This window comes from Pseudomonas sp. SJZ074, assembly GCF_007828215.1.
GTDB lineage: Bacteria > Pseudomonadota > Gammaproteobacteria > Pseudomonadales > Pseudomonadaceae > Aquipseudomonas.
This window is the reverse complement of sequence record NZ_VIUE01000049.1, coordinates 1-24,335: the sequence shown is the minus strand read 5'-3', so window position 1 is coordinate 24,335 and position 24,335 is coordinate 1. Positions and strand designations below refer to the sequence as shown.

The following is a 24,335-nucleotide window of genomic DNA, read 5'->3' as shown; positions in this document are numbered from 1 at the left end:
GTGTAGGTCTTTCGCTCTTGCATGGATCCTCCTGATGGGGCGAATCATATCGCCCTTAAGAGGTGTCCGGGATCATTAAGCCAGTTCAGCCTGCTCGCGATAGCGGTGTGTCAGTTTGCATGGATGTTGACTGTGCCGCCGTCATCGCGAGCAGGCTCGCTCCCACATGGTTGTCCGAATCGCCCACAGACCCCTTGCCCACCCCAGATCCCCTGTGGGAGCGGGCTTGCTCGCGAAAGCGGTAGGTCAGCTTGCCTCTATGTTGAATGTGCCACCGCCTTTGCAAGCAAGTCCGCTCCCACAGTTCCGTGGTTGAGTTCCAATGTATCCCTGTGTATCCAACCCCCATGCCGATACGGACTGTTTCTTTACGGGCCGTTGCTGACATATCCGCGATACCTGCCCGGCCTTAAATGAGCTGCGTCGAGAGAGCCAATGCTTTCTCACCACGGACTTTCAAATGGAGATCCATCATGCATGCAGCTTCTTCCGTTTTTACCTGGCAGCGTTGCCTGGCGTCGTCCGCTGTTGTCGGTCTTGCCCTGCTTGCCGGTAGCGGTGTCACCCTGGCTGCGGACGGTCTATCCGTCAGCGCCGCACCGGCCGGGTCGGAGGCGATTCGCCCGTACCATATTCACGTCGATGAAGCGCAGTTGAGCGAACTGCGCAAACGTATTGCGGCCACCCGTTGGCCCGACAAGGAAACCGTCAACGACGTCTCCCAAGGCGTACAACTGGCCCAGGTCCAGGCATTGGTGAAGTACTGGGGAGACGGTTATGACTGGCGCAAGGCCGAGGCCAAGCTCAATGCCCTGCCGGAGTTCATCACCACCATCGATGGCGTCGACATCCAGTTCATCCACGTGCGTTCGCGCCACCCCAACGCCATGCCGCTGATCCTCACCCATGGTTGGCCGGGATCGCAGTTCGAGTTCCTCAAGACCATCGGCCCGCTGACCGATCCGACCGCTTACGGCGGCCGCGCGGAAGATGCCTTCGATGTGATCATCCCGTCGATTCCCGGCCATGGTTTTTCCGGCAAGCCCACCGAATTGGGCTGGGGCCCCGACCGGGTGGCGAAGGCCTGGGACGTGCTGATGAAGCGCCTGGGCTACAGCCATTACGTGTCCCAGGGCGGCGATCACGGCTCGGTGATTTCCGATGCGCTGGGCCGCCTGGCGCCGCCCGGATTGCTGGGTATCCACCTGAACATGCCGGCCACCGTGCCGCCGGAGCTGGTAAAGCCGATCAACAGCGGCGATGCGGCACCCGCCGGGCTGACCGATCCGGAACGCCGGGCCTACACCTCCCTGAGTACGTTCTTCGGTCGTAACGCGGCCTACGGCGCGATGATGGTGACCCGGCCGCAGACCATCGGCTACCTGCTGGCCGATTCGCCCACCGGTACGGCGGCGTGGATGTACGAGAAGTTTGCGGCCTGGACCGACAGTGACGGCAAGCCTGAACGCGTGCTCAGCCGCGATGAGATGCTCGACGACATCAGCCTGTATTGGCTGACCAACACCGGGGCGTCGTCTTCCCGTTTCTACTGGGAGAACAACAACAATAATTTCAGCGCAGCCGCGCAGAAGACCACCGACATCAAGGTGCCGGTGGCGATCACGGTGTTCCCGCACGAAATCTATCAGGCACCGAAGACCTGGGCACAGCGCGCCTATCCGTCGCTGTCCTACTTCAAAGAAGTCAGCAAGGGCGGTCACTTCGCCGCCTGGGAACAGCCGCAGCTGTTCAGCGAAGAATTGCGTGAAGCATTCCGGCCACTGCGTGCGGCGGCGAAATAATCCGGCACCGCAGTGCGTCCGGCAGACACCTTCGATTTCACAACCCGCGACCGCCGAACGGCGGTTCGCAAGGGAGACTCACCATGACCAAGACCCTGTTGAACCACACCTCCAAACCGCGGCACCGGCGTCTGCTCGCGCCGGCTGTCCTGGCGATCGCCATGATGCAGTTGGGCGCCCTGGCCGTGACCTCGTCACAGGCCAGCGCTGCCGAGGTGCCGGCCGGTACCATCGGCGCCATCACGCCCGGAACCAACACTTCGTTCGGCCCGTTGAAGCACGTCAAGGCGGGGCTGCTGGACGTTTCCTATGCCGAGGTCGGTCCCGCCGATGGGCCGGTGGTCATCCTGCTGCACGGCTGGCCGTACGACATCCACAGCTACACCGATGTGGCGCCGGCACTGGCCCAGAAGGGCTATCGCGTATTGATTCCCTATGCCCGGGGGTATGGCGATACACGTTTCCTGTCGGCCAAGACCGTGCGTAACGGTCAGCCTGCCGCGCTTGCCAGCGACCTGATCGACTTCATGGACGCCTTGCACATCAAGCAGGCCGTGCTCGGTGGCTATGACTGGGGCGCGCGCACCGCCGACATCGTCACGGCGCTGTGGCCGGAGCGGGTGAAGGCATTGGTGGCGGTAAGTGGCTATCTGATCGGCAGTCAGGACGCCGGCAAGGCGCCGTTGCCACCGGCCGCCGAGTTGCAGTGGTGGTACCAGTTCTACTTTGCCACCGAGCGTGGTCGCCTGGGGTATGAAAAAAATACCCACGACTTCGCCAAGCTGATCTGGAAACTGGCCTCGCCGAAGTGGGACTTCGACGACGCGACCTATGACCGCAGCGCCGCCGCGTTGCAGAACCCTGACCACGTCCCGGTATCGATCTTCAACTACCGCTGGCGCCTGGGTCTGATCAAGGGCGAGGCCAAGTACGACGCGCTGGAGAAGAAACTCGCGACGTTCCCGTCCATCGGGGTGCCGACGATCACCCTTGAAGGCGATGCCAACGGCGCGCCGCACCCACCGGCCGAGGCCTATGCCAAGCGCTTTACCGGCAAGTACGAGTACCGGTTGATCAGCGGCGGTGTCGGTCACAACTTGCCTCAGGAGGCCCCGCAAGCCTTCGCCCAGGCCGTGATCGATGCTGATCATCTCTGACTCGGTACGAGGAGCTCGACGATGAAATTCAAGCATCTGGCCGCGTCCGCCGCGGTTGCATCGGTGGCGTTGATCACCGCCGGCGTCGCCTTGGGCGATACCGGCAGCGGCGAGGCTTCACCGATCTATGGGGTGACGCTTCCCGAGGGGTACCGCACATGGCAACTGATCGCGCCGGCGCAGGAAGCCGAGCCGCTGAACGAGCTTCGAGCGGTGCTGGGCAATGACCGGGCCATAAAGGCTTACCAGGACTCGACGCTGCCGTTCCCCGACGGCACGGTCCTGGTGAAGCTGGCCTGGAAGCACGTGCAGTCACCTGAGTTCGAGCCGGCGTCGATTTCTGGAGCGGCCACCACCGTCCAGGTGATGGTCAAGGACTCGAAGAAGTATGCGTCAACCGGCGGTTGGGGCTTCGGTCGCTTTATCAACGGTAAGCCCGCCGACGAGGCCCAGCACCAGACCTGTTTCGCCTGCCACCAGGCGCGGGTGCAGAACCACGATTTTGTCTTTACGCGTCTCGCTCCATAAACCAGGTGTCCAAGGAGTTTCCATGAAAAAGTCATAATCGCATTGGCCTGCACGGCCGGCCCGGCTTGCTCGCGAAGGCGGCGGGACAGCTTGCGGCGATGTTGGCTTATCCCGCGTCGTCAAAGCTGTACCCGCCGAAGTCTGCCGCTCAGCGGGACGACATGGCCGTCGGGCGCGGGCAGTGGCCTTCCGGTCAGGCCCATGCCTTCGCTCACCAGCACGGCATCCTCCACTACGCACAGGTTGGATGGGGTATCCAGGCCTTGGGCGAGCACGGTGACCTGGGTGGTCTGCAGGTTGCAGCTCAGCAATCGACCGCTGAACCGGGTGAAGCCGCCGTGTAGGGGTTCGCCGTTCCAGTCCGGCAGCAGGGGTTGTTGCAGGCGGTCGCAGAGTTCCAGTACCAGCACGTTTCCGGCCGGGCACAGCGCCAGGCCGGTGGGCAGTTGCAGGCCATCGATCAGCCGTTCGATCTGCCCGCTGCCGGGATGGACCCGGATCACCTGGCCCGCCTTGTCGACGAAGTCGATGCCCTTGCGCGCAGAGTCGTCTTGTCGTTCGCCGGAGAACAGGCTGATCAGCACAGCGTCCGTCGCCGGTTCGTACACCAACGTCACGGGCACGGCTTCCTGGCCCTGGTCCAGCGCGGGCAGTTGGACCAGTACCCGCTCGTCCTGGCCGTCGACGAACTCCACCAACTGATTGGTATCAGGCTTGACCGCCAGCCAACTGCGGCGAGAGGGGTGATAACACAGGGCATTGAGATTGCCACGGCTGCGAAACACCGGTTCGGGCGGTGTGAATTGCATGTCCAATAGTTTGGAACCCTCGATGTAATCGGTCTGGCTGACCAGGTAGCGCCCCTCTCCGCAGGCCACGTCCGACAGCCCCATTATTTCGTCACGCAGCATGCGTAGCTGCATGTTCATGGCACGAAACCCGTCCGCCAGCGTTTCACGGGGCAGGTAGACGCCGGGCCGCTGGGGATCGGGTCGCAGGCGACTGATGCGACCGCTGAAGGTCTGTTCCGGCAGGCCGGAGCCGGCTTCGACCAGTAACAGGCTGCCGTCGGGTCGCACGCAGACGCCGCGAGGGTTCAGCAGGCCTTCGGCAATGATCATACTCGGGCGCAGGCTTTGGCTGGGTTGCGCAGGTATATGAATAGACATGAAGCGGCTCTCCGTCATGAAGGGTGGGATGCGATCACTGCGGCGGTTGCCACGGCTCACCGGTGAGGTAGGCCCGTAGCAGCGCCCGCTGGCAGGGCGACATCGAGCGCACCACGGGCATGAACAAGGTGGTGCCTTTGTAGGCATCCGACGTTCGCGCCAGGATGGCATTCTTGGCGCCCATGATCGCGTCGGGCTGGTTCAGCGGGATGTAGCGCGACATGGCGGGGAAGGCCAGGTAATGGAAGCGCAGGACGTTGGGGTACATCAGCGGCCAGGTGATGGGGGTGCCCTTGGGGATACCGAAATCGGTCTGGGCGTATTTGCGGAAGTTGGTAAACCAGGCGCTGCTGTCCAGACCGTTGGCGGTGCAGGTCAGGGCCACGAAACCCGCCTGGGCGGCACTGTTCGATTTGACGGTGACGGGGAAACTGACGGAAAGCTGCCCGGGGTTTACGGTCAGCGAGTCGGGGAAGTCGAGGAAATCCCAATACTGCGGTTCCGTATACGCGGCAGGCGGAGCCGCTTTCAGGTCAATTTCGGTGGTGCTGGTTACCGGGCCGCCCAGGTATCGGACCTGCAGGGTGATCGACAGGCCTTTTGGGTAATCCTCGAGATAGACATTGCGTTGGTCGGCATAGAGCCGATAGGTCGATTCAGTCGCTTGCAGCGTGGTGCCGGCGACCTTGCCGGGGGCGTTGATCGCCAGGGCGCTGGTCCGCACCGCCTGCTGTTGGCTGGCGGTCATGGGCAAGTCGACGATGCCACCATACACGTAGTAGTTCAGCAGCGGGCTGCTGGTCGGGTCCAGGGTCGCCAGGGCGGTGGTACCGGCCGAGACGGTGACGGGGCCGTAGTTGGCGTTGGGGCCGATGGGGCTGGTGATGTCGTCCCTGACGGCGCGAAAGGTTTCCTTCGGAATGACATTCACCATGTCGATGCTCAGGTAACCGTTGCTGGCGCCCAGGTCGGCATAGCCGGCATTCCCCGTGGCCTGGTTGACCAGTTGTCGGCCCGGCTGGCAACTCAGCGGCTCGTCGGCAAAAGCCGGGGCCAATGTGCCGATGACCCGGCCGATGCTCGGGTTGGGTGTGTACTTGCCGGCCGCGTAGTCGGCGTCCAGTTGCTCGGTGGTCATCGTCGGGCACATCTCGAACATGACGAAACGCAGGACGATCCCCGTCGCCCCTGGCGCCTGGATGATCGCGCGCAGACCGGCGCTGTTCTGGTTCCAACTGACGATGCTGCTCAGGGGAAAGGTCAACTGGAACGTGCCGCTGGCATGGAAGGAGCCCGGCGCGTCCATCTTCGCCGGCAACAAAACTCGCCCGGCCACGTCGAAGCTGCTGCACACGGTGTTGCTGTGAATCAACAACTGGATGTCACTGGTGCCGCCGATCTGCAGGCCACCGACGAAGATCTGGGTAGTGGTCGAGGAGGTGGGGTCCAGGTCCACCATCATCGGACCGGAAACCGGGCCCTGTTGGGTCACCGGATCCACCGAGCCGAGCAGGTAGACCGGCTGGCCCACCAGGTCACCGGTAGTGCTGATGCTGCCCGGTATCCCCTGGGAACTGATCAAGGCGTTCTGCATGTCGACGACGTGTTGCCCGTAGTGATTCCAGCCGCCGGCGGTGTAGTAGTTGCCAGTGGGCGCATTGATCATGTTGTTCAACTGATCGTCGGTGTACGACTGCGCACCCGGTGCCAGGGTCGAGGTGGTCAGGTCGAAGAGCGGCCAGTCGTCGTTGCCGTTGTAAGGAATGGTAGGGGAGTTGTTCGGCAGGCTGACGTCAGTGCGGATGCCACCCCAGAAATTCAGTCGGGGCCCGTTCAGGATGCTCATGATTTATTCCTCGTCCTTGATGGATTTGATGACCGGCGAATTGGCGAATTTGAACAGGTAGGAGAAATCGGCCTTGTAGGGGCTCTTGACCGGCGTCGCCATGGAGTGGCAGTTCATGCAACTGCTGTTGGGCTGGATGTAGCTCTCCATGGTCACGTTGGCCGAGAGCGATGGGGTCGGCTGGCCCAGGGGATTGCTGGGGTTGTCCGGCATCAGCGGGCGCTGGGTGGTGATGAGCTGGTAGTACTTCAACACGCTTTTCTGCAGGTCGGGGTTGCTGCGGTAGTCAGCGTTCACCTGGTCGGTGACTTCGGCAATCGGCGTGACCCGGTTCAATGGGTTGGGGGTCTGGAACGTAGTCCCAGGCTTGGGCACGCAGACCAGGTGTGCGCCTTGGGGCTGCCAGTCACAGGGCGACTGGTTGAGGCTGGCGGCGGGTGCGTTGGCGTTGAAGTAGGAATAGGCCATGCCCGATGCCGGCTGGTCGACCCACTGACCATGCACCAGCGTCTTGGGCGGCACATTGTCGATCTGCTCGAAAGTCGACCAGATCCACTGCGGATAGCCGTTCACCTTGGTGATGATGTGCAGGCCTACCAGGCCCAGGTAGGCCTCGGTCACGCCGGTGCGCTGGCCCTGGTCATCGAAGGTGGCGACGCGGGCGAGTTGGGTCAGGTAGCGGCTGGCATTGTCGCTGGTGGTCAGGATGCGCCAGCTCGACTTGATCTCGATGACGCCGTTGGGAAAGTTGATGTTGTTGGCCTTGGAGACGACATCGGCGTTGTAGTACTGATTATTGACGATGTAGTCATAGGAGGTCTCGTTGGCCGAGATATCGTAGTAGGTCGGGTTGCCGGCCTGGTCGATCAGCCAGCCACCGACGGCCTGGTCGACGGCGTTCACCTGGGTGCTGTTTTTCAGCGCCGCGATGTTGATGATGCCCAGGCTCTTGGCTTTCTGCGGGGTATTCCAGGGGCCCGGATCCGCCCCCTGCGGCAGGAAGATTTCCTCCACGGTCTTGTAGGTTTGCCAGACGGTGTAGCCGGCGTCCCCAGGTTGTTTGCTGCAGTCGGGATCACCGCGTTGCCCATTCTGGGCGGGCCAGTTCATGGCGATGAACATCTGCCAGCTGTACTGATCGAACAGATCCTGGCTGGCATTGGCGGCGGGCGCGGAAGTGGGGGGCTGGCAATTGAGGGTGCTGGCCTGTGTCGGTTTGCTCTGGTTCTGGGTTTGATCCAGGGCCAGGGCAGGCAGGCTGGCAAGCCCCAGTATCATCATGGTGAACGTTTTCATGGCAATCCTTCGTCTTGAGTCGATTCACGTGTGGCGAGGGAGCTTGCTCCCGCTGGAGTGCGCAGCGCTCCCGGTATTTCTGGGGCTACTTCGTAGCCTCGCGGGAGCAAGCTCCCTCGCCACAATCTCCTTGTCACATAAATCCTTGTGAGTTTTCAGGGCTTGCGCTGCATCAGCTTGTTCCACTGAGCCTTCTGGCCGTTGCTCTGCGAAGCCGGCGGCTCGAACAACTTGCAGGGCGGCGGATTCGACGGACACATGGCGGCCACCTGTGCCCAGGTCTGGGCCGGGTCGGGCTTGGCGATGCGGAAGTTGGTGTAGTTCTGGCTGACGATGGGGGCGTTGGCGACGCTGGCGTCGCCGGAAAAGTAGAACGACTGCGGATGCCGGTAGGGCGGTTGCCCTGACATCTCTTTGTAGAAGGCGTAGCCGAACAGGATCGGCCCCTGCGGTGAGTCGAGGTCCAGGGCATAGGCCTGCACGCTGCCATTGAGATTCTGGCTGCGCGCGGCACTGTAGGGCAGGTGCTGGATGAAATCCTGTCGTGGCGGATGGTTCATCGGCGAGAACATGCAGCACGCCGGCATGTCCTTGGGGCGATCCTGCGGGTAGGTCAGGAAGTACGCCTTGTTGCCCAGGGACACGAAGGAGCAGGTGTAGTTGTTGTTCTTGATCGGGAAGATCGGCAGGCAGTATTTTTCGTAGTGCTCCATCATCGCGCCGAAGCCGTCGCCATCCGGCGGGATGTAGGTGGTGTCGTAGTAGCTGGTGCCACGCGAGACGGTGTAGTCCGCCGGGGTGAGGGTGGTGGGCGGGTTGCTGTAGGGCGGCGGGTTCTTCTGGTAGTTGTGCATCACCCGGTACATGGTCCAGTCGCTGATCCAGAACGCCGGGAAGAACGGGTCGGAAGGGTCACCCGGTGCGCGGTTGGCGATGCAGTTGCCGTTCTGTTCGTTGCAGCCTTCGGTGTTGTGCACCCCCATGGTGAAATACACCGCGCCGCTGTCCTGTTGGGCAAAAACCCAAGGACTGAACAGCAGGGTCAGCAGCAACAGCCGTTTCAAGATGCTGGCTTTCATAGGACACTCCTGTGAAGTGCCGGGTAGCGGATCCGCCACCCGGTGGTGCTGGGCAAACCGTCAAAGGTCGTCGTAGTCGCTCATATGAAGTTGCTGTGGCGGATAGTTGTGCTTGACCAGGCGCTTGGCCCATAGCTCCAGTACCGAGCGACGGCTTTGAGACATGTCGCGGGTGATGGGCATCGCCAGCGTGCTTTCATCCTGGTACTCCTTTTTGATCAGTACGATGAACTGGTCGATGGCGCCTTCGACCCGTGCCTGGGAGTCGAGCGGCATGTATTTATTCATGATCGGGTACAGGTAGTAGAACGATTGCAGGATGCGTGGATAGATGAAGCCGTCCCACAGCTCCTTGGCCGCGGTCGGCTTCAGGTAGATGTCGTTCCAGGTGTTGACGAAGTCCTGCTGCAGCTTGAAGTCCAGTGGCAGGACCCGCAGCGGAGCGAGAAAGTCGATGTGGGCCTGGATGATCGGGAAGCTGAAGGGAATGGTCGGGTCTTTATCGCTGTCCTTCACGATAAACCGCAAGGTGGGGAAGCCTGGGGCCACTCCCTTGAAACTCACTTGGGCAATGCCTTTGTCGTTGGTGGTGGTCATGACATAGGAATAGTTGATCTGGGTGGACTGATCGTTGGCCAGCGTCCCGGTGACATAGATGCCTGCGTCGAAGGCCAGGCACGGGCGCAGATCGACCGCAATCGGTTTGCCCTCGCCCCGCAGGAACTGCTGATAACTGATGGCTTTTCCTATTGAGTCGTCTACCTTTTCCAGGTTGGTAAGCCGGCGTCCCGCGCCGGTGCTCCGATAGTTGGGTATCGGGGGGGCTCCGGTGAATTGCGGCAGATTGGGTGCGTTCAGTTCGCGGTGGTCCGGGTGGTCATAGAACAGCGTGAAATCGGCGTCATTGCTGAAGGCCAGGTAGTAGTCGCTGGAGGTCACCATGTAGGGATTGTCATACTCCGCCACCCACAGCGTGGTGTTGGCGGCCGGCTGGCCGTTTTGCTGCACCATGATGCTCAGGGTGGCGTGGTCTCCCACATTGATGAAGCTGCCGCTCTCGATCACTTCGGCGGTCCACTCCTGCTGAAGGGCCGCGCGTACAGCGTTGGGCTGGGCCGAATCTTGCTGGTGCAGCTCCAGCGAGCCGGTCTGCAGGAGCGCTTTATCGGCATCGCTGAGGGTGAAGTCCAGCAGGCCTGAGCGTAGGTTGAAAGCGGACTGTTGGTAATGCTCGTAACCGAAGCTGACCACGGGCGTGAAAAATCCGTTCTGGTTGACGCCCAGTTGATAGTTGCCGGCCTGGAATTTTTCCGGGACCGCAATGGGAATGCTGGTATCCACTGCCGCGATGTCCAGGTTGGCGACGTTGGGGTTCACGGGATAAGACGGAAAAGTATTGGCCAGGTCCAGCGACAGAATGTTGTCGGTGATCTGCACTGAGGTTACGCCCAACTTGATGCTCTGCTTGGCCTGGCCCGGTTGGGAAACAGACACGACGTGATCGGGTATCAGGCGCAGCCCGCCTGGGGCGGTGGGGTATTCGTCGGCGAACCAGAGACCCAGGGTCGCGGCGGTACGGCTGTAGGCGGGGTTGAAGAAAATGTCCGCGACGTTGTTCAAGCCCTTGTCATACATCAGTTGCATCTGCTTCATGACATCGAGGTCATGAGAGCGGGAGTTGATGTAAGGGAAGTCGTTGAAAACGCCGTTCATGTCGTAACAGGTCAGGTAGGTGGAGAACCTGAACATCAGCCCCTGCGCCCCTTGTTGCGTCATCTGCTGCTGAAGGTTTTTCAGCAGGTTCGAGTCGCCGATGGCCCATTGCACGTTGTCCTGGGAAAAGCAGGTTTGCCAGGTGACGCTGACATATACCAGGCCATGCAAGTCGCCTGCCCATTCGAAGTTCAGGAAACGGTCCATCATCCGGTACTGGCGATTGAGCGTCAGGCCGCACGTGGCATCCCCCAGCACCAGTTTGTCGAAGTACAACGCGGTGAAGGTGTTCTGCCACGGGCTGATGTCTACGAAACGCGCGGCGGTAGGACCGGCATTGCCAAAGGGGTTGCCAAGCAATTGGTAGTTCTTGCCGATCAATGCGTCCTGGGCGATGTAGCTGTTGGCTTGTAGCTCGCCGCCGATGATCGTGGAGTGGATGGTGTTGTAGTCTACCGTGCCACAGGCGTTGTCGCCAAACAGGTCCCACTCGGCCGGCATGTATGGGTAATTTCCAGCACGGCCATTGCCTGGCACCTGAAGCACATAGTCAGGCAAGTCGTTCATCTGCAGGGGCGTGGTGGTCCAGGGCATCAGCAGGGTGGGGGCGTTCGTGGGCGTGATGTCGAAGTGGCTCATGAACGGCCAGTTAATGTCCATGTTGACCGCGTCATACAGCGGGAACACATCGTTGTTGTTGGCCGTCGGCGGGTTCCAGAACATATGGCCGTTGAGGTAGATGCGAGGAAAATTCAATACGCTCATGTGATGCTCTCCTTAGCGTTGCCACTGGGCGCGTTTCAGCGACCAGACAAAGTCCAGTTTCTTGTAACCGGCGAAGTCCGATTCCGGCAGCGGGGCTGTCGGGTAGGTAATGCCGCCTGTATGCGTCAGGGCAAAATTGAAGTAGCCATCATCGCGTGAGTAGGCGGCCGTACTGTGGCAGGCCAGGCAGGACGAGGTGCTCTGGAACGCCGATTCCAGCTGGGAGTTCGCCAGCACCTGGTTGATGGGCTGGTACTCCACCCCGATCAGTTCGTACTTCGACAGCGCCGGGTAAGTGGTCTGGAATTGCGTATTGACCGGTTGAGCCGCCGGGGTCGGCCCCGTGGTGTTGGTCATCGGCTTGGACGATGGGGCGTTGGTGACGGTGTACTTGCGGTTGTTGATGTTTTCGAACGTAGTCCAGACCCAGCTGGGAGTCAGCTTGTTGATCACGTGCAGGCCGCTCAATGCCGCGTAGCCGACCTCGTAGCTGCCGTCGTCATTCTTGTAATAGGCCTGGGCAATGTAGTAGCCATCGTTCGTCAGCGTCTGTTTGTAAGCTGTGTCCGTGCCAATCCACAACCAGGCGGACTTCAACTCCCAGGCGGTGGAGGGGAATACCAGATTGTCTGGCAGGACACTCTGGCCATTCATGTTGTAGACCTTGCGTTGCAGGATGTAATCGTAGGTGTCCTTGCCCATCAGCAATTGAAAGCGTACGGCTTGTCCTTTCTGGTCCGCGGGCACGGCACCGCCCATTTGCAGGATCAGGCCATCGACCTGCTGGGTGGCATTGAGGTTGTGGATCGTGCGGGTCAGGTTCATCCCTTGCGCCTTGGCTTGCGCAATGACCTGATCCGGCGGCGGCACACGATGGTCATAGGTGCCCGGCGCGGCGCCATTGGGCAGGTAGACCTGGTCGGAGGGCTTCATGGTTTCCCACTCGAGGTCGGGGCTGCCCTGGACGACGGGCTGATTCAGGCAGACGAACCAGTTCCAGGCCATGGTCTCGGGGCTCTTGTTGAACGCGGCCCGGGTCTGGTCGATGTTCGTTCCGAACTGCAGGAAGTTGGTGCAATCGAAGGTGTTGGTGTTCTCGGCCTGGGCCAAACCGGCCAGGGCACTCAGAACTGTGATGGAAATGGCTCGCCGCATGGAAGCTCCTTGGCATTGGCCTTGTCGGTGTGAGGGCGCCCCAGGAAGTGTTCCAGGAGCAGTTGTTTCACCGCCGTAGCCGCAAGCCGCTGGGGCAATGGCAGATCACAATTGGTGATGAGCAGCGGGCCGGTCAGCTCGCTGTCGGGCAGGCGTCCATGGCTGCCGCGAACCAGTCCGGTGTCCAGTGGAATCAGGTCCATGTAGTAGCGAAAGCCAAGCTTCTTCTGCAGCAGGCGGCGCGCCACTTTCAAGCTTGGGAAACGAATGGCCGGGTCGATGAACAGCTCAAGGGGGTCGTAGCCCGGCTTGCGGTGAATGTCCACGGTGCGGGCAAAGTCGGGGGCCTTGCGGTCGTCGAGCCAGTAGTAATAATCGAACCAATGACCCGGCTCGGCCACGGCCACCAGCTCACCGCTACGCGGATGATCCAGTTGCCAGGCCTGCTGTTCGGCCTTATCCAACACCTGCTCGATGCCGGGCTGGCGCAGCAACAGCGCCTTGACCCGAGGAATGTCCTGCGCCTGTTTCACATAGACATGGGCGATTTGATGATCGGCGACAGCGAACGCGGCACTGGCGCCGGGGTCGAGCAATTCCCAGCTCAGGGACTGACGCACTTGCAACAAACCTTCCGAGCGCAATAACCGGTTGATGGACACCGATTGGCGGACGGCCTCGATGCCGTATTCGGACAGCAACATCACCGCCGCGCCTTGCGCCTGGGCAAAGTCCAGCAGACGACCCACCTCAGTGTCGATGGCGCGTACTTCACCGGCGATCGATGGATGATCAGGCCCCAGGCGTTGCAGGCTGTAGTCCAGGTGAGGCAAGTAGGTCAACTGCAGATCGGGGCGGTTGATCTCGAACTCGGCGATGGCGCAGTCGACGATCCAGCGGCTCGACGCAATGCCCGCCGCCGGTCCCCAGAAGGCCGGGAACGGAAACTCACCGATCTGCTGTTCGATACGTTCGTGCAACGTCGGCGGTGCCGAATACAGGCCGAACAGCTTACGACCATCGGCGGGATAGTGCGGGCGCGGGGTGATGGCGGCGTCCACGTCCGCGTACATGTTGTACCACCAGAACAACTGGCTGCAGCGAAAGTCGGGAAGCCGGCGCTTGAGTGTGTGCCAGACCTTCTCGCCCTGGATCAGGGCATTGGGCTGCAACCAGAAACGTACTTCGGCCTGGTCGCGAAAATACCAGCCGTTGCCGACGATGCCGTGTTCCGAGGGGGGGCGCCCGGTGAGGATCGAGGCTTGTACCGACGAGGTGACGGCCGGGAACACCGGTTGCAGGGTGGCCATCCTGGCCGTCTTCAGCAGCGCATTGATGTGCGGCGTCGACGCGCCCAGCAGCGCCGGGGTCAGCCCCACGACGTTGATCAGCAGCAGCGGTTGGCGCGGGCGCTCAGAGGGCATTGGCATAGGCCTCCCGCGCTTGGGGTTGCAGCAGGTGCCGTTGGCGCAGTTGCTCTTCGACCCAGCGCAGCTCTCTGGCGATGCCCTGGAGTTGGGCATGAGCGGTGGTGGGACGCAGTTGCTCGGGCAGGACACCCCAGCTGTAGGTTTCCACTTCCAGTACCGGACAGAAATCCTTGTGGTTAGCGAGGAAGTCGAAGGTCTGCGCCAGGGCGATCTGGCTGCCGCTGAGTTCGGGCAGCAGCAAGTGTTCGCTGAACAGCGGAATGTGGAAATGAATCCGCAACTCGGGATGTTGCTCAGGGTTTTTTGCGTATTCGTCGAGGGCGGCGGGGAGGTCCGCCCACGCCGCCAGGCGATCCTGCCCGTCGCGGGCTTTCACCTGATGTAGATAGGTGGCTTCGGCAAAATCCCCCAGGGTCTTGAGGACCTGTTCGCGGCGCTCGAACTCCTGGGGCAGTTGGCAGATCAGGGCGTTGGACAACTGGATTTTGCCCACGGGCACCCGAGCCTGGCGCAGCTTGTCCAGCGACCGATAGCAATCCTCGAAGACCACCGCCTGGTGACACACGTCAAAGCACAGCGCCAGATGATCATGGTGCGGATCGCTGGCTTGCAGGCGGTGGAAGAAGGCGATGGCCTGGTCGGTGTGTTCCAGCACACAGTCCGGTTCCATCTCCAGGCAGAACACGATCTTCTTGCCGGTCTCCTGATGCAGCCTATGCAGCGAGGCGGTGAGTTGGCGTAACTGATGCTCGGCGCACCGGTGCAAAATTGCATTCCAATGGGCGGCGTAACCCAGCGGCACGGTGGAAATCACCCCTTGATCGCAGTCTACCGGTAAGGCTTCGGCAAGGATCCTTGCCAGGTTCAAGCTGTACACCAGCCGCTTCGGATCGGCCCAACTGGGCAGGTAGACCTCGGCCTTGACCGTGCCCTGATGAAACTGGCCATAGGGAAAACCGTTGAGCGAGGTCAGGCGTAGCCCGCTGCTCTGCAGCAGGCTGAGGAAGTCCGTGCGCGCCGCCGTCTGTTGCAGTTCGGCGGCGGCGAGGGCGCTGATCCACAGGCCGCTGTCCTGTTCGTCGAGCCTGCGCAGCATACGCACACCTTTGAAATGCCGTTCAATGGACGAGCGCAGCCCGGCCAGATCACGGGTCGGGTGCACGTTGCTGCAATAGCCGACCTGCGCGGCTTGCCAACCCGTGCCGACGTTCATTTGATCACCGGTTCCTGGCCGCGCAGGGCGGAATTTTCCTGCCACTGCCGCCGCTGGTCGATGGGCAACGGCGTGCTGACCTGGGTCTTGTCCAATTGGCCGCTCTGGGCGAAGAAGTCCACCGGGTTGTGGAACAACACTTGCTCGACCTGCGCTTCACTGAAGCCGGCCGCCAGCATGGCCTGGCCGGTTTTCGGCACCTTGAGCGGGTCGCTGATGCCCCAGTCGGCGGCGCTGTTGACCACCATTTTCTCGGTACCGTACTGCTGCAACAGGGCGACCATGCGCTGCTCCGACATCTTGGTATTGGGGTAGATGGAATGGCCACGCCAGCAGTCGGTTTCCAGCACCAGGGGCAGGGTCAGTTCGTTGAGGTGGTCGATGATCACCAGGCGCTCGGCAATCCCGACTTCGCGAATGACCGCCAGGGTCCGCTTGGTGCCGCCGATCTTGTCGCGGTGTGGGGTGTGCACCAGTACTGGCAGATTGAACTGCCGGGCCAGTTCCAGTTGCGCGGCGAGGAAGCGATCCTCTTGCGGGGTGATGTCGTCGTAGCCGACTTCGCCGACCGCCACCACGCCGTCCTTGACCAGGTAGCGCGGCAAGATCTCCAGTACTTCGTTGGCAATCGACAGGTCGTTGGCTTCCTTGGGATTGAGGCCGATGGTGCAGAAGTGATGGATGCCGAACATGCTGGCGCGAAAGCGCTCCCAGCCCAGCAAGGTGTCGAAGTAGTCGATGAAGCTGCCGACACTGGTCCTGGCCTGGCCCTGCCAGAAGGCCGGTTCGATGACCCCGGTGATGCCGGCAGCCGCCATGTTCTGGTAGTCATCGGTGGTGCGGCTGACCATATGGATGTGCGGATCGAAGTACTTGGGCATGGTGAGTCCTCATCAAGAAAGCAGGGAGCCGTCGGGCATCAGTTCAGTGGGATGTGGGCCAGGTCGTCGTGCCATTCCGGCGGCAGGCGTTGCTGCTGGCCGAGGCCGACCAGGCGTTGGCGTTGCGCCGGGCTGAGCAGGTCGAAGTCGATGACCAGCGGCAACCCGGCGGACACCGTGCGTTCGGCGGCGAGCTGTTCGGCCAACAGGTCGAGAGCCAGTTGGTTGAGGCTGACGCTGCGCCGTTGTGTCAGGCCGAGCAGGCGCCGCACGTCGAGCCCCATGCCCAGGGCCTTCAACACCAGTTGATGGAAGGCCCGGTCGTCGTAGTGACGGGACGGATAGAGGGTGTCCAGGGCGAGTGCGGCAAACACCTGGCTGTTGCTGGTGCGCCCGGCTTGCAAGGCGAGCTCCACGCACGCCCCCTGGCTGTCGAGCCAGTCGAGGGCTTTCAAGAGCGCGATCTTCTCCTGGTCGTCGCCCCACAGGAACAACTGACGGAGCAGAGGCAACTGCTCGCCGGCGGACTGTTGCTCCAGTACCTGGACCAGCAGCAATGCCCGTGTGAGCTGCACGGTGCTCCAGTCGGCCTTGCCGGGCAGCGCATGTTCCTTGAGATGACGCTTGCACTGGCTGCTCAATAGCGCTGCAGTCGTTGCGTCCGGGCGTTGGCCCAGCTGTTCCCGGGCCTGATCCCACCATTGCCGCTCGGCATCGTCGAGCCGTTGCGTGAGCAACTGGCGAGGTTCGGCGAGGCAATCCTGCCGCATTTCAAGGGCCGTCGATGACGGCGCGGTAACGTCCGTGTTCATGTCGGTTTGACCCAGCGTTGGAAGTGTGGGAGCAGGAAAAACACCAGGACACAGGCCAGGCTGCCCAGTGGTTGGTCAGCCACCGCCAGCACCAGGGCATCGAACAGTGGCAGGGCCGCCAGCCCGGCACCGATGAACGCCCGTACCTGCCGTTGATTTGGTTGCGCCAGGTGACGCCAGTAACTGCGGCCCAGCCATCCCAGCCAGAGCAGCATGACCGGCCAGAACCAGACGCTATTGGAGTAGAACGCCAGCACCAACGGGCTCAGCATCAGCAGCAGGGGCAAGCGGCTGAGCAACTGATTGCGGTGTTCCTGGCGGGCCAGATAGGTCAGGCCGCTGATGTAGACGCCGAGCAGCATCGCGCAGAGCCAGATCGGCCCTGGCGGAATCGCCAGACTGGCCGCCGCCGTGAGGTAGAGCGCCGAGCGGCAGGCGCCCATCAGCCAGACGCTGTGGGCGTACTTCTTGTGCAACACGTTGTAGCCCAGGATGCAGGCTACCAGCAGGGTGGCGCTGCCCAGCAGCCAGTGCGGTTGATCGATCAACCGGCTCAGGCCCAGCAGTGCCGCAGCGGCGAGCATCAGCAACAATGCCGTGGCCAACCGCACCTGCTGGCGGCTGACCAGGCCCAGGGTGATGGGGCGAGGATTCTGGTGTTGTTGGTCCCAGTCGGCATCCAGCAGGTCATTCAACAACATGCCGGCCAGGTACAGCAGCGACAGGGCGGCCAGCAGCAGGAGCCACTCCAGGGACGACGGTGGCGCCAGCGCTCCGGCGCTGCTGGCGAGCAGGGCGGCGGCCAGGGTGTTGGTCCATACCGTGGGCAGGTTGGAGACCCGGCCCAGGGTCATCCAGGTCTTGAAGTTCAGTGGTGCCTGGCTCATTGCGGGCAACCTTCGCTCAAGGTGAGCGTCGGATCACCGAGGGCGCACAGGCGCTGCAGTGCCTGCTCCATTCGAGCGGCATCGATCTCATGCAGGTCCAGGGATTCGCCGATCCGATTGAGCATGGGGATGGAGAGCTCCCCGCCCAGGTGCTGGCGGAACTCTTCCAGCCCGAGCAACACCCGCGAACGACCTTGGGCATCCTTGAGATTCAGTTCCGCAGGGTTGAGACAGAAGCCGAGCTTGAGCAGCAGGCGCAGAATGCGCTCGCTGTCGGCATCGCTCAACAGTCCCAGGCTGTTGGCGTAGAGGCTGTCCAGGGCGATGCCCACCGCCACCGCTTCACCGTGGCGCAGCCGGTGATGACTGAGATTTTCCAGCTTGTGCGCTGCCCAGTGGCCGTAGTCCAGCGGACGACCGTTCCCGCGCTCGAACGGGTCGCCGGCACCGGTGATGTGCGCCAGATGCAGCTCGGCGCAGCGGCGGATGGCATAGCGGCTGGCGGCATGATCGAAGTGGGCGAGGGCGTCGGCTTGTTGCTCCATCCATTGGAAGAAAGCCTGGTCCTTGATCAGCGCGACTTTCACCGCCTCGGCCAAGCCGGCGATCTGATCGCGATGGCTGAGGCTGATCAGTAGCTGGAAATCGTTGATCACTGCCGTGGCGGGGTAGAACGCACCGAGCAGGTTCTTCTGGCCGAAGGCGTTGATGCCGTTCTTCACACCGATGCCCGCGTCGTTCTGAGCCAGCACGGTACTCGGGATACGGATCAGACGCATGCCGCGATGGAAAGTGGCGCAGGCATAACCCACCGCATCCAGCACCGCACCACCGCCCAGGGCCAGCACGTAGCAATGCCGGTCCAGGCCGTGCTGCAACATGTCGCTGTAGAGTTGCTGCAGCACTTGTGCATCCTTGCTCAGTTCGCCGGCCGGTACGGCAATCGGTGGCGCTTGCAAATGCAAGTCCGCGGAATGGGCGGTGAAGTAGGCGTCGATCTGTTCCGGCAACGATGGGATGCTGTGCAGCAGTTGTTCATCGGCGAACGCCAGGACCGTCACCGGGCCTCGTTGTCGGCTGGTGAGCTGGCGATGAAGACAGGGATTGAGCGGGTCGAACAGATGATCGGTGAATATCACCGGGTAGTCATAACTGACCTCGAAACGCCCGCGCAGGGATTGCTCGGTGTCGCGCTTGCGCAGGTTTTTGAACAGGCTGTACCCGACGATGAACAACCCGGGCAAGACCATGCTGGCGAGCAGGGTCACCAGCAACGCATTCTGCTCGACGAGGAAGGTGCCGATGGCGCTGTAGGCTAGCGCCAGGCCAGCGTTGGCCAGGACCGTCACCGGCACGAACGCTCGCAACGGGTAACGTTGCATCCCAGCCGCCACCACCGAAGTTTCCGCCAACACCGGCACGCCCCGCAGGCAGATCAACGACAGCGTGCCCAGCCGATACCCCAACTGGCCCGGCTGGCGCTGGTGCAGACCCAGTCGGCCCGATAGCAGTCGGAAATAACCGGCGCCCAAGGCATAACCCAGCCCGGCCCCCAGGCACAGCCCGAGGAAAATCACCAGGTACCCACCCACGCTGCCAAGCATCGCCACGGCCAGCAGCGCAACCATGCTCGACGGCACCGGCAATACTACGTCCAGCGTCAGCAGGGCGATCAGCAACAGCGCCAGGTTGAGTTTCTGGGACGGCGTCGTAGGCAGGTACAGGTTGAGATGGGTCAGGGAGTCCTGGATCTGTTGTTCGAACAGCACGAAGCTGGCGATCACCAAGCCAGAGAAGCAGATCAGTGACAGCCAGAAAGGCATGGCTGGCCCCTTTTGCGCGAGCGCACGAAACCACCGGCTACGCTTCATCAAAGCATCCCTCTTTTATATTTTTGACTGATTCCGTGTCAGTAATCTAAAAGCAGCGTCTGGTGATTTTCAGGTCGATAAAGGCTCTCGCTTGGGGCTGACCCAGGTGTGTTGGGTTGCGCTTGTGAAGACAGTTTTGAATCTAGACGGGCATCGTCTTTTTGCAAGGCGATTTGATGGCAAATTGATTTTTGTCGACAGGTATCACCGCCATCGCGAGCAGGCTCGCTCCCACAGGGGCTGGTGGTGTACGCAAATGCCGTGTACACCCAAGTCCAGTGTGGGAGCGAGCCTGCTCGCGATGGCGGTGGATCAGCCGACGGTGATATCAGCCGCTCCAATCAACCATCCAACAATGTCATCGTCCGGGCATCGTACCGCTCGCCCGCCACGGCCTCATTGGCGCCGAAAATCTCATCCAGTTGGGCCAATTCGTCGGCACTCAAGACCACCTCGACGGCTGCCACATTACTCTCCAGGTATTTGCGCTGTTTGGTCCCCGGAATCGGGATGATGTGGTCACCCTGGGCCAGCACCCACGCCAGGGCCAGTTGTGAAGCACTGATGTGTTTGTTCGCAGCCAGTGCCTTGACCCGGTCCACCAGCATCAGGTTGCGGTTGAAGTTGTCTGCCTGGAAGCGCGGGTTGAAGCGGCGATAGTCATCGGCGGCGAAGTCTTCCGGTGTCTTCAGCTCGCCGGTCAGAAAACCGCGGCCCAATGGGCTGTAGGCGACAAACGCGATGCCCAGGCGACGGCAGGTGTCGAGTACGTCATTGTGTTCGGGCTCGCGAGACCACAACGAATATTCGCTTTGCACCGCGGCCAGTGGATGCACCGCGTGCGCCCGTCGGATGGTGTCGGCGCTGGCTTCGGAAATGCCGATCTGGCGGACTTTGCCGGCCTTGACCAGCTCGGCCATGGTCCCGATGGTTTCTTCAATCGGCACTTGGGGATCGATGCGGTGTTGGTAGTAGAGATCGATGTAATCGGTCCCCAGACGCTTGAGGCTGCCGTCCACGGATTGCCGGACGTATTCGGGCCGGCCGTTGACGCCCCGGGCATGGGGATCGCTGCTGCGCACCAGGCCGAACTTGGTGGCCAGGTAAAGGTTGTCACGCTTGCCTTTCAAGGCTCGGCCGAGGAGTTCTTCATTGGTGTGAGGGCCGTACATGTCGGCGGTGTCGAACATCGTCACCCCCAGTTCCAGCGCGCGGTGCAGCGTGGCAATCGACTCCCTTTCATCGACGCCGGTGGTATAGAAGTCCGACATGCCCATGCAGCCCAGGCCGATGGCGGAAACGTAAGGACCTTGGTGGCCCAGTTGGCGGGTTTTCATGATGTTGCTCCTGCAGATGAATGACATGCTCAGTTTCCGCTAAACGATTACATGGATAAATCCATGAATATTGGTTTAACTATTCGTGATTCCTGAATAGTGAGGCGTACCAATGGATCGTTTACAGGCCATGCAGGTGTTCCGGCGCATTGTCGAACTGGGCGGTTTCGGCAAGGCCGCGGATGACCTCGATCTGCCCCGGGCCACCGTCAGCCTGCTGATCCAGCAGCTCGAAGCACACCTGGGCGTGCAACTGCTGCAGCGCACCACCCGGCAAGTGCGCGCCACGCTCGATGGTGAGGCCTATTACCAGCGTTGCGGGCAACTGCTCGACGATCTCGATGACCTCGAAGGTTCGCTGTCGGCCCAACGGAGCCAACCTCGCGGCACCTTACGGGTGGACATGCCCATCGCTTTCGGTTGCCACTGGATCCTGCCGCGCCTGGCGGATTTCTATCGGCGCTACCCGGCGCTGCAACTGGACATTGGCTTTCACGACCGGCAGGTGCATCTGCAACGCGAAGGCGTGGATTGCGCGATCCGCGCCGGCAATATCACCGACCAGGCCTTGGTGGCACGGCCCATCGTGCGACTGCATCAACTGACCTGCGCCAGCCCCGACTACCTGGCCCGCTCGGGCACGCCTCGGCAGCTGGAGGATCTGGCGACGCACCGCGCCATCAGCTTCGCCTCCGGCAATGGTCGATACTTCCCCTTCGAATTCGAGGTGGCGGGGCAGGTGCGCGAGATGCAAATGCCGGGCGAACTGACCGTCAACAATGCCGATGCCTATGTCAGTGCCTGCGAGGCAGGATTTGGCTTGATCCAAGTGCCGCGCTACCACGTTCAGCGGCAGTTGGCCGAAGGGCGCCTGATCCAGGTTCTGAGCGACTACGCGGTGCCGCTGTGGCCGATTTCAGCCGTGTACCCACCCCACCGACAACTGTCGCCGCGGGTGCGGGTGTTCATCGACTGGGTGATCGAGGTGTTGCACGGGGAGGCGGATAGGCGGGGAGAGTTGATGGTGAAAATCTAGTCGCCTGTGTAGGCAGGCAGTGCAAATGCCGGCGGTTCCTGGCGCCCACTACCGGAGCAGTAGCGCCAGGGCTCATGGTCATGACGACTTGTTATTACACCGTGGACAGCAAAACATCCGTCAGAACAATTGGGTCAGCAGCCAGTAGAGGCTGCCCGACAACAGAATCGCCGCCGGCAATGTCAGTACCCAAGCCATCAGCAGATTACGGATTGTGCGCATCTGCAAGCCCGAGCCATTGGCGACCATGGTCCCGGCCACCCCCGACGACAACACATGGGTAGTGGACACCGGCAAGCCGAACATGTCGGCGGCGCCGATGGTCAGCATCGCGACGGTTTCCGCCGAGGCGCCCTGGGCGTAGGTGAGGTGGCTCTTGCCGATCTTCTCACCCACTGTCACTACGATCCGCTTCCAGCCGACCATGGTGCCGAGACCAAGGGCGATGGCCACGGCGATCTTCACCCACAGCGGAATGAACCGCGTGGAGTTGTCGATCTGCTGCTTGAACAGTTGCAGCTTGCCGCTGGTGTCGGCGTCGAAATGGCCGACTTTGTTCTTGTCCATCAGGCGAATGGTTTCACTGGTCAGGTACATGTCGTTACGCACGTTTCCCACGGCTTCGGCGGGCACCCTGGCCAATGAGCCGTAACCCTTGACCTCGGCCCCGATGGCACCGGTGAGGGCGGCGAGGGCAGGCACCAGCTGCGGTGTGGCTTGCTTGCTGCGGACGAAATCGGAGAGGACCGCCCGGGGATCTGCCGGTGCCGGTTGCGGTGCGCTTTTGACCAGGGCCTGCTGGGTGACTTCGGCCACGGCGGCGAATTGCAAGGCTTGATCGGCAGGCATGGTGCGGTTCAACGCATAGGCCATCGGCAACGTCCCCACCAGGATCAACATGATCAGCCCCATGCCTTTCTGGCCATCGTTGGAGCCATGGGCAAACGACACGCCGGTGCAGGTGGCGATCAGCATGCCGCGAATCCACCACGGTGGCGGCGTATTGCCTTCCGGTGCCTTGTACAGGGCGCGATTCTTGACGAAGGCTCGCAACGCCAGCAACAGCAGCGCGGCACAGCCGAAACCCACCAGGGGTGAGAGGAGCAGGGCGTAGCCGACTTTGGCCGCTTGGGCCCAATCCACCCCGCTGGTGCCGTCACGGCCGTGCATCAGGGCGTTGGCTACGCCGACGCCGATGATCGAGCCGATCAGGGTGTGCGAGGACGAAGCCGGCAGGCCCAGCCACCAGGTGCCGAGGTTCCACAGGATCGCGGCGATCAGCAGAGCGAAGATCATCGCGAAACCGGCCGACGACCCGACTTGCAGAATCAGTTCCACCGGCAGCAAGGCGATGATGCCGAAAGCCACCGCACCGCTGGACAGCAGTACCCCGAGAAAATTGAAGAACCCCGACCAGGCCACCGCGAAATTCGGCGCCATGGAGTTCGTGTAAATCACCGTCGCCACGGCGTTGGCAGTGTCGTGAAAACCGTTGACGAACTCGAAGCCCAGGGCAATCAGCAGCGCCACACCCAGCAACAGGAACGGCGTCCAGGTGGTGACCACGGTGCCGAACTCGCCCATGTCACGGACCAGGCTATAGGCGGTGAACAGCAGCCCGGTGGCCAGCACGGCAAAAAATACGATCAGGGTCAGCATGCTCGGCTTGCGGTTGAGCTGCGGTCTTGAGATGGGGCTTATCGAATCTGAGACGAGGGTCGGGGTGGTCATGATGGCATCCGATTCATGAAGGAAGCGCAGTTCCGGCTCTCTTTGCCACTGCAACCAAGCTGCTCGTGGTGGATGTACTGCTGCCGGCATGGCGGAAGAGTTGGGTTGTGAGTACCAACGGAAATGCTATTCACAATTTGTTACGGGATGGTGACCGGCGTCAGCTATGAGTGCGGTTCGGGCGAGTGTCCCCAACACACCGCTATCCCCTGTGGGAGCGAGCCTGCTCGCGATAGCGGTGGGTCAGCTTGCATCAATGCTGAATGAGCCTCCGTCATCGCGAGCAGGCTCGCTCCCACAGGTCTCGATGCATTCGCATAAATCCCATACACCCTGAGTTCTCCTGTGGGAGCGGGCTTGCTCGCGAAGACGGACTTTCCCGCAGCCTTGATTTTCCGACGAAACCTCTTTTTCCGGTGAATCAAAAGTTGACGCCAAAATGATGGCTCTTTACCATCGCGCCACTATTTTGATGGCACTTCTGCGCCCCTCGCAACGAGACCTGTTCATGGACGATCGCCAACGCGCCTTACTGGCCCGCCAACCTTCTGCTGCCCTGCAAAACCGCGAACGGTTCTGCGGCATGCCCAAGCGCGGCCTGGCGTTTTTGCTGGCCAACGTCATGTT

18 protein-coding genes are annotated in these 24,335 nt (G+C 61.7%); 4 read left to right on the top strand and 14 right to left on the bottom strand.

Annotated elements, in window-relative coordinates:
- The first annotated feature begins 473 nt into the window (after positions 1-473).
- The 3 genes from FBX99_RS28065 (at position 474) to FBX99_RS28055 (ending at position 3,487) form a co-directional block, all read left to right on the top strand.
- Positions 474-1,802 (top strand): epoxide hydrolase family protein, encoded by a 1,329-nt coding sequence (locus FBX99_RS28065; protein ID WP_144931474.1) that lies wholly within the window; start codon positions 474-476, stop codon positions 1,800-1,802.
- 83 nt (positions 1,803-1,885) lie between these two features.
- Positions 1,886-2,959: an alpha/beta fold hydrolase gene (locus tag FBX99_RS28060; RefSeq protein ID WP_144931472.1), complete on the top strand. Its 1,074-nt coding sequence runs from the start codon at positions 1,886-1,888 to the stop codon at positions 2,957-2,959.
- Positions 2,960-2,980: 21 nt separating this feature from the next.
- On the top strand, positions 2,981-3,487 hold the full coding sequence (locus FBX99_RS28055; protein WP_144931470.1) for a cytochrome P460 family protein: 507 nt from the start codon (positions 2,981-2,983) through the stop codon (positions 3,485-3,487).
- Positions 3,488-3,606: 119 nt separating this feature from the next.
- Here FBX99_RS28055 and FBX99_RS28050 read toward each other — a convergent pair whose 3' ends face one another.
- From FBX99_RS28050 to FBX99_RS27990, 13 genes are all read right to left on the bottom strand, one after another.
- Entirely contained in the window at positions 3,607-4,656 is a 1,050-nt protein-coding gene (locus FBX99_RS28050; RefSeq protein ID WP_144931469.1) for a hypothetical protein, read from the bottom strand.
- Positions 4,657-4,690: 34 nt separating this feature from the next.
- Positions 4,691-6,502 (bottom strand): hypothetical protein, encoded by a 1,812-nt coding sequence (locus tag FBX99_RS28045; protein ID WP_144931467.1) that lies wholly within the window; start codon positions 6,500-6,502, stop codon positions 4,691-4,693.
- Between the two features lie 3 nt (positions 6,503-6,505).
- Positions 6,506-7,798 (bottom strand): hypothetical protein, encoded by a 1,293-nt coding sequence (locus FBX99_RS28040; protein WP_145133719.1) that lies wholly within the window; start codon positions 7,796-7,798, stop codon positions 6,506-6,508.
- Between the two features lie 155 nt (positions 7,799-7,953).
- The gene (locus FBX99_RS28035) at positions 7,954-8,877 is read right to left on the bottom strand and encodes a hypothetical protein (RefSeq protein ID WP_144931463.1); all 924 of its coding nucleotides are present in this window, start codon (positions 8,875-8,877) and stop codon (positions 7,954-7,956) included.
- 60 nt (positions 8,878-8,937) lie between these two features.
- Positions 8,938-11,355: a hypothetical protein gene (locus tag FBX99_RS28030; RefSeq protein WP_144931461.1), complete on the bottom strand. Its 2,418-nt coding sequence runs from the start codon at positions 11,353-11,355 to the stop codon at positions 8,938-8,940.
- 12 nt (positions 11,356-11,367) lie between these two features.
- Positions 11,368-12,510, bottom strand: coding sequence for a hypothetical protein (locus FBX99_RS28025; RefSeq protein ID WP_144931459.1), 1,143 nt, complete (start codon positions 12,508-12,510; stop codon positions 11,368-11,370).
- Positions 12,480-13,934, bottom strand: a complete 1,455-nt coding sequence (locus FBX99_RS28020) for an alkaline phosphatase family protein (protein WP_144931477.1) — start codon at positions 13,932-13,934, stop codon at positions 12,480-12,482. Before FBX99_RS28020 ends, FBX99_RS28025 begins: the two co-directional genes overlap by 31 nt.
- Complete coding sequence (gene eboE, locus FBX99_RS28015; protein WP_144931457.1) at positions 13,924-15,153, bottom strand: metabolite traffic protein EboE; 1,230 nt, start codon at positions 15,151-15,153, stop codon at positions 13,924-13,926. Before eboE ends, FBX99_RS28020 begins: the two co-directional genes overlap by 11 nt.
- Entirely contained in the window at positions 15,150-16,034 is an 885-nt protein-coding gene (locus tag FBX99_RS28010) for a TatD family hydrolase (RefSeq protein ID WP_144931455.1), read from the bottom strand. Before FBX99_RS28010 ends, eboE begins: the two co-directional genes overlap by 4 nt.
- Positions 16,035-16,072: 38 nt before the next feature.
- Positions 16,073-16,846 (bottom strand): EboA domain-containing protein, encoded by a 774-nt coding sequence (locus FBX99_RS28005; RefSeq protein ID WP_144931454.1) that lies wholly within the window; start codon positions 16,844-16,846, stop codon positions 16,073-16,075.
- Positions 16,843-17,733: a UbiA family prenyltransferase gene (locus FBX99_RS28000; RefSeq protein WP_144931452.1), complete on the bottom strand. Its 891-nt coding sequence runs from the start codon at positions 17,731-17,733 to the stop codon at positions 16,843-16,845. The genes FBX99_RS28005 and FBX99_RS28000 overlap by 4 nt, the downstream gene beginning before the upstream one ends.
- Positions 17,730-19,604, bottom strand: a complete 1,875-nt coding sequence (locus FBX99_RS27995; RefSeq protein WP_144931450.1) for a 3-dehydroquinate synthase — start codon at positions 19,602-19,604, stop codon at positions 17,730-17,732. Before FBX99_RS27995 ends, FBX99_RS28000 begins: the two co-directional genes overlap by 4 nt.
- A 341-nt stretch (positions 19,605-19,945) precedes the next feature.
- Positions 19,946-20,941, bottom strand: coding sequence for an aldo/keto reductase (locus FBX99_RS27990; protein ID WP_145133717.1), 996 nt, complete (start codon positions 20,939-20,941; stop codon positions 19,946-19,948).
- Positions 20,942-21,053: 112 nt separating this feature from the next.
- Here FBX99_RS27990 and FBX99_RS27985 point away from each other — a divergent pair, with 112 nt between their 5' ends.
- Positions 21,054-21,977, top strand: coding sequence for a LysR family transcriptional regulator (locus tag FBX99_RS27985; RefSeq protein WP_144931445.1), 924 nt, complete (start codon positions 21,054-21,056; stop codon positions 21,975-21,977).
- Positions 21,978-22,097: 120 nt separating this feature from the next.
- On the opposite strand, the gene FBX99_RS27980 is transcribed toward FBX99_RS27985, so the two are convergent.
- A complete protein-coding gene (locus tag FBX99_RS27980; protein ID WP_144931443.1) occupies positions 22,098-23,708 on the bottom strand; it encodes an inorganic phosphate transporter in 1,611 nt (536 codons plus the stop codon).
- Positions 23,709-24,335: the final 627 nt, after the last annotated feature.

Coding starts and splice junctions, on each gene's coding strand:
- FBX99_RS28035 (WP_144931463.1), bottom strand. CDS start 8,877: ATGAAAGCCAGCATCTTGAAACGGCTGTTGCTGCTGACCCTGCTGTTC.
- FBX99_RS27985 (WP_144931445.1), top strand. CDS start 21,054: ATGGATCGTTTACAGGCCATGCAGGTGTTCCGGCGCATTGTCGAACTG.
- FBX99_RS28065 (WP_144931474.1), top strand. CDS start 474: ATGCATGCAGCTTCTTCCGTTTTTACCTGGCAGCGTTGCCTGGCGTCG.
- FBX99_RS27980 (WP_144931443.1), bottom strand. CDS start 23,708: ATGACCACCCCGACCCTCGTCTCAGATTCGATAAGCCCCATCTCAAGA.
- FBX99_RS28010 (WP_144931455.1), bottom strand. CDS start 16,034: ATGCCCAAGTACTTCGATCCGCACATCCATATGGTCAGCCGCACCACC.
- FBX99_RS28000 (WP_144931452.1), bottom strand. CDS start 17,733: ATGAGCCAGGCACCACTGAACTTCAAGACCTGGATGACCCTGGGCCGG.
- FBX99_RS28005 (WP_144931454.1), bottom strand. CDS start 16,846: ATGAACACGGACGTTACCGCGCCGTCATCGACGGCCCTTGAAATGCGG.
- FBX99_RS28040 (WP_145133719.1), bottom strand. CDS start 7,798: ATGAAAACGTTCACCATGATGATACTGGGGCTTGCCAGCCTGCCTGCC.
- FBX99_RS28050 (WP_144931469.1), bottom strand. CDS start 4,656: ATGTCTATTCATATACCTGCGCAACCCAGCCAAAGCCTGCGCCCGAGT.
- FBX99_RS28030 (WP_144931461.1), bottom strand. CDS start 11,355: ATGAGCGTATTGAATTTTCCTCGCATCTACCTCAACGGCCATATGTTC.
- FBX99_RS27990 (WP_145133717.1), bottom strand. CDS start 20,941: ATGAAAACCCGCCAACTGGGCCACCAAGGTCCTTACGTTTCCGCCATC.
- FBX99_RS28060 (WP_144931472.1), top strand. CDS start 1,886: ATGACCAAGACCCTGTTGAACCACACCTCCAAACCGCGGCACCGGCGT.
- FBX99_RS28055 (WP_144931470.1), top strand. CDS start 2,981: ATGAAATTCAAGCATCTGGCCGCGTCCGCCGCGGTTGCATCGGTGGCG.
- FBX99_RS28045 (WP_144931467.1), bottom strand. CDS start 6,502: ATGAGCATCCTGAACGGGCCCCGACTGAATTTCTGGGGTGGCATCCGC.
- FBX99_RS28020 (WP_144931477.1), bottom strand. CDS start 13,934: ATGCCCTCTGAGCGCCCGCGCCAACCGCTGCTGCTGATCAACGTCGTG.
- FBX99_RS27995 (WP_144931450.1), bottom strand. CDS start 19,604: ATGAAGCGTAGCCGGTGGTTTCGTGCGCTCGCGCAAAAGGGGCCAGCC.
- FBX99_RS28025 (WP_144931459.1), bottom strand. CDS start 12,510: ATGCGGCGAGCCATTTCCATCACAGTTCTGAGTGCCCTGGCCGGTTTG.
- eboE (WP_144931457.1), bottom strand. CDS start 15,153: ATGAACGTCGGCACGGGTTGGCAAGCCGCGCAGGTCGGCTATTGCAGC.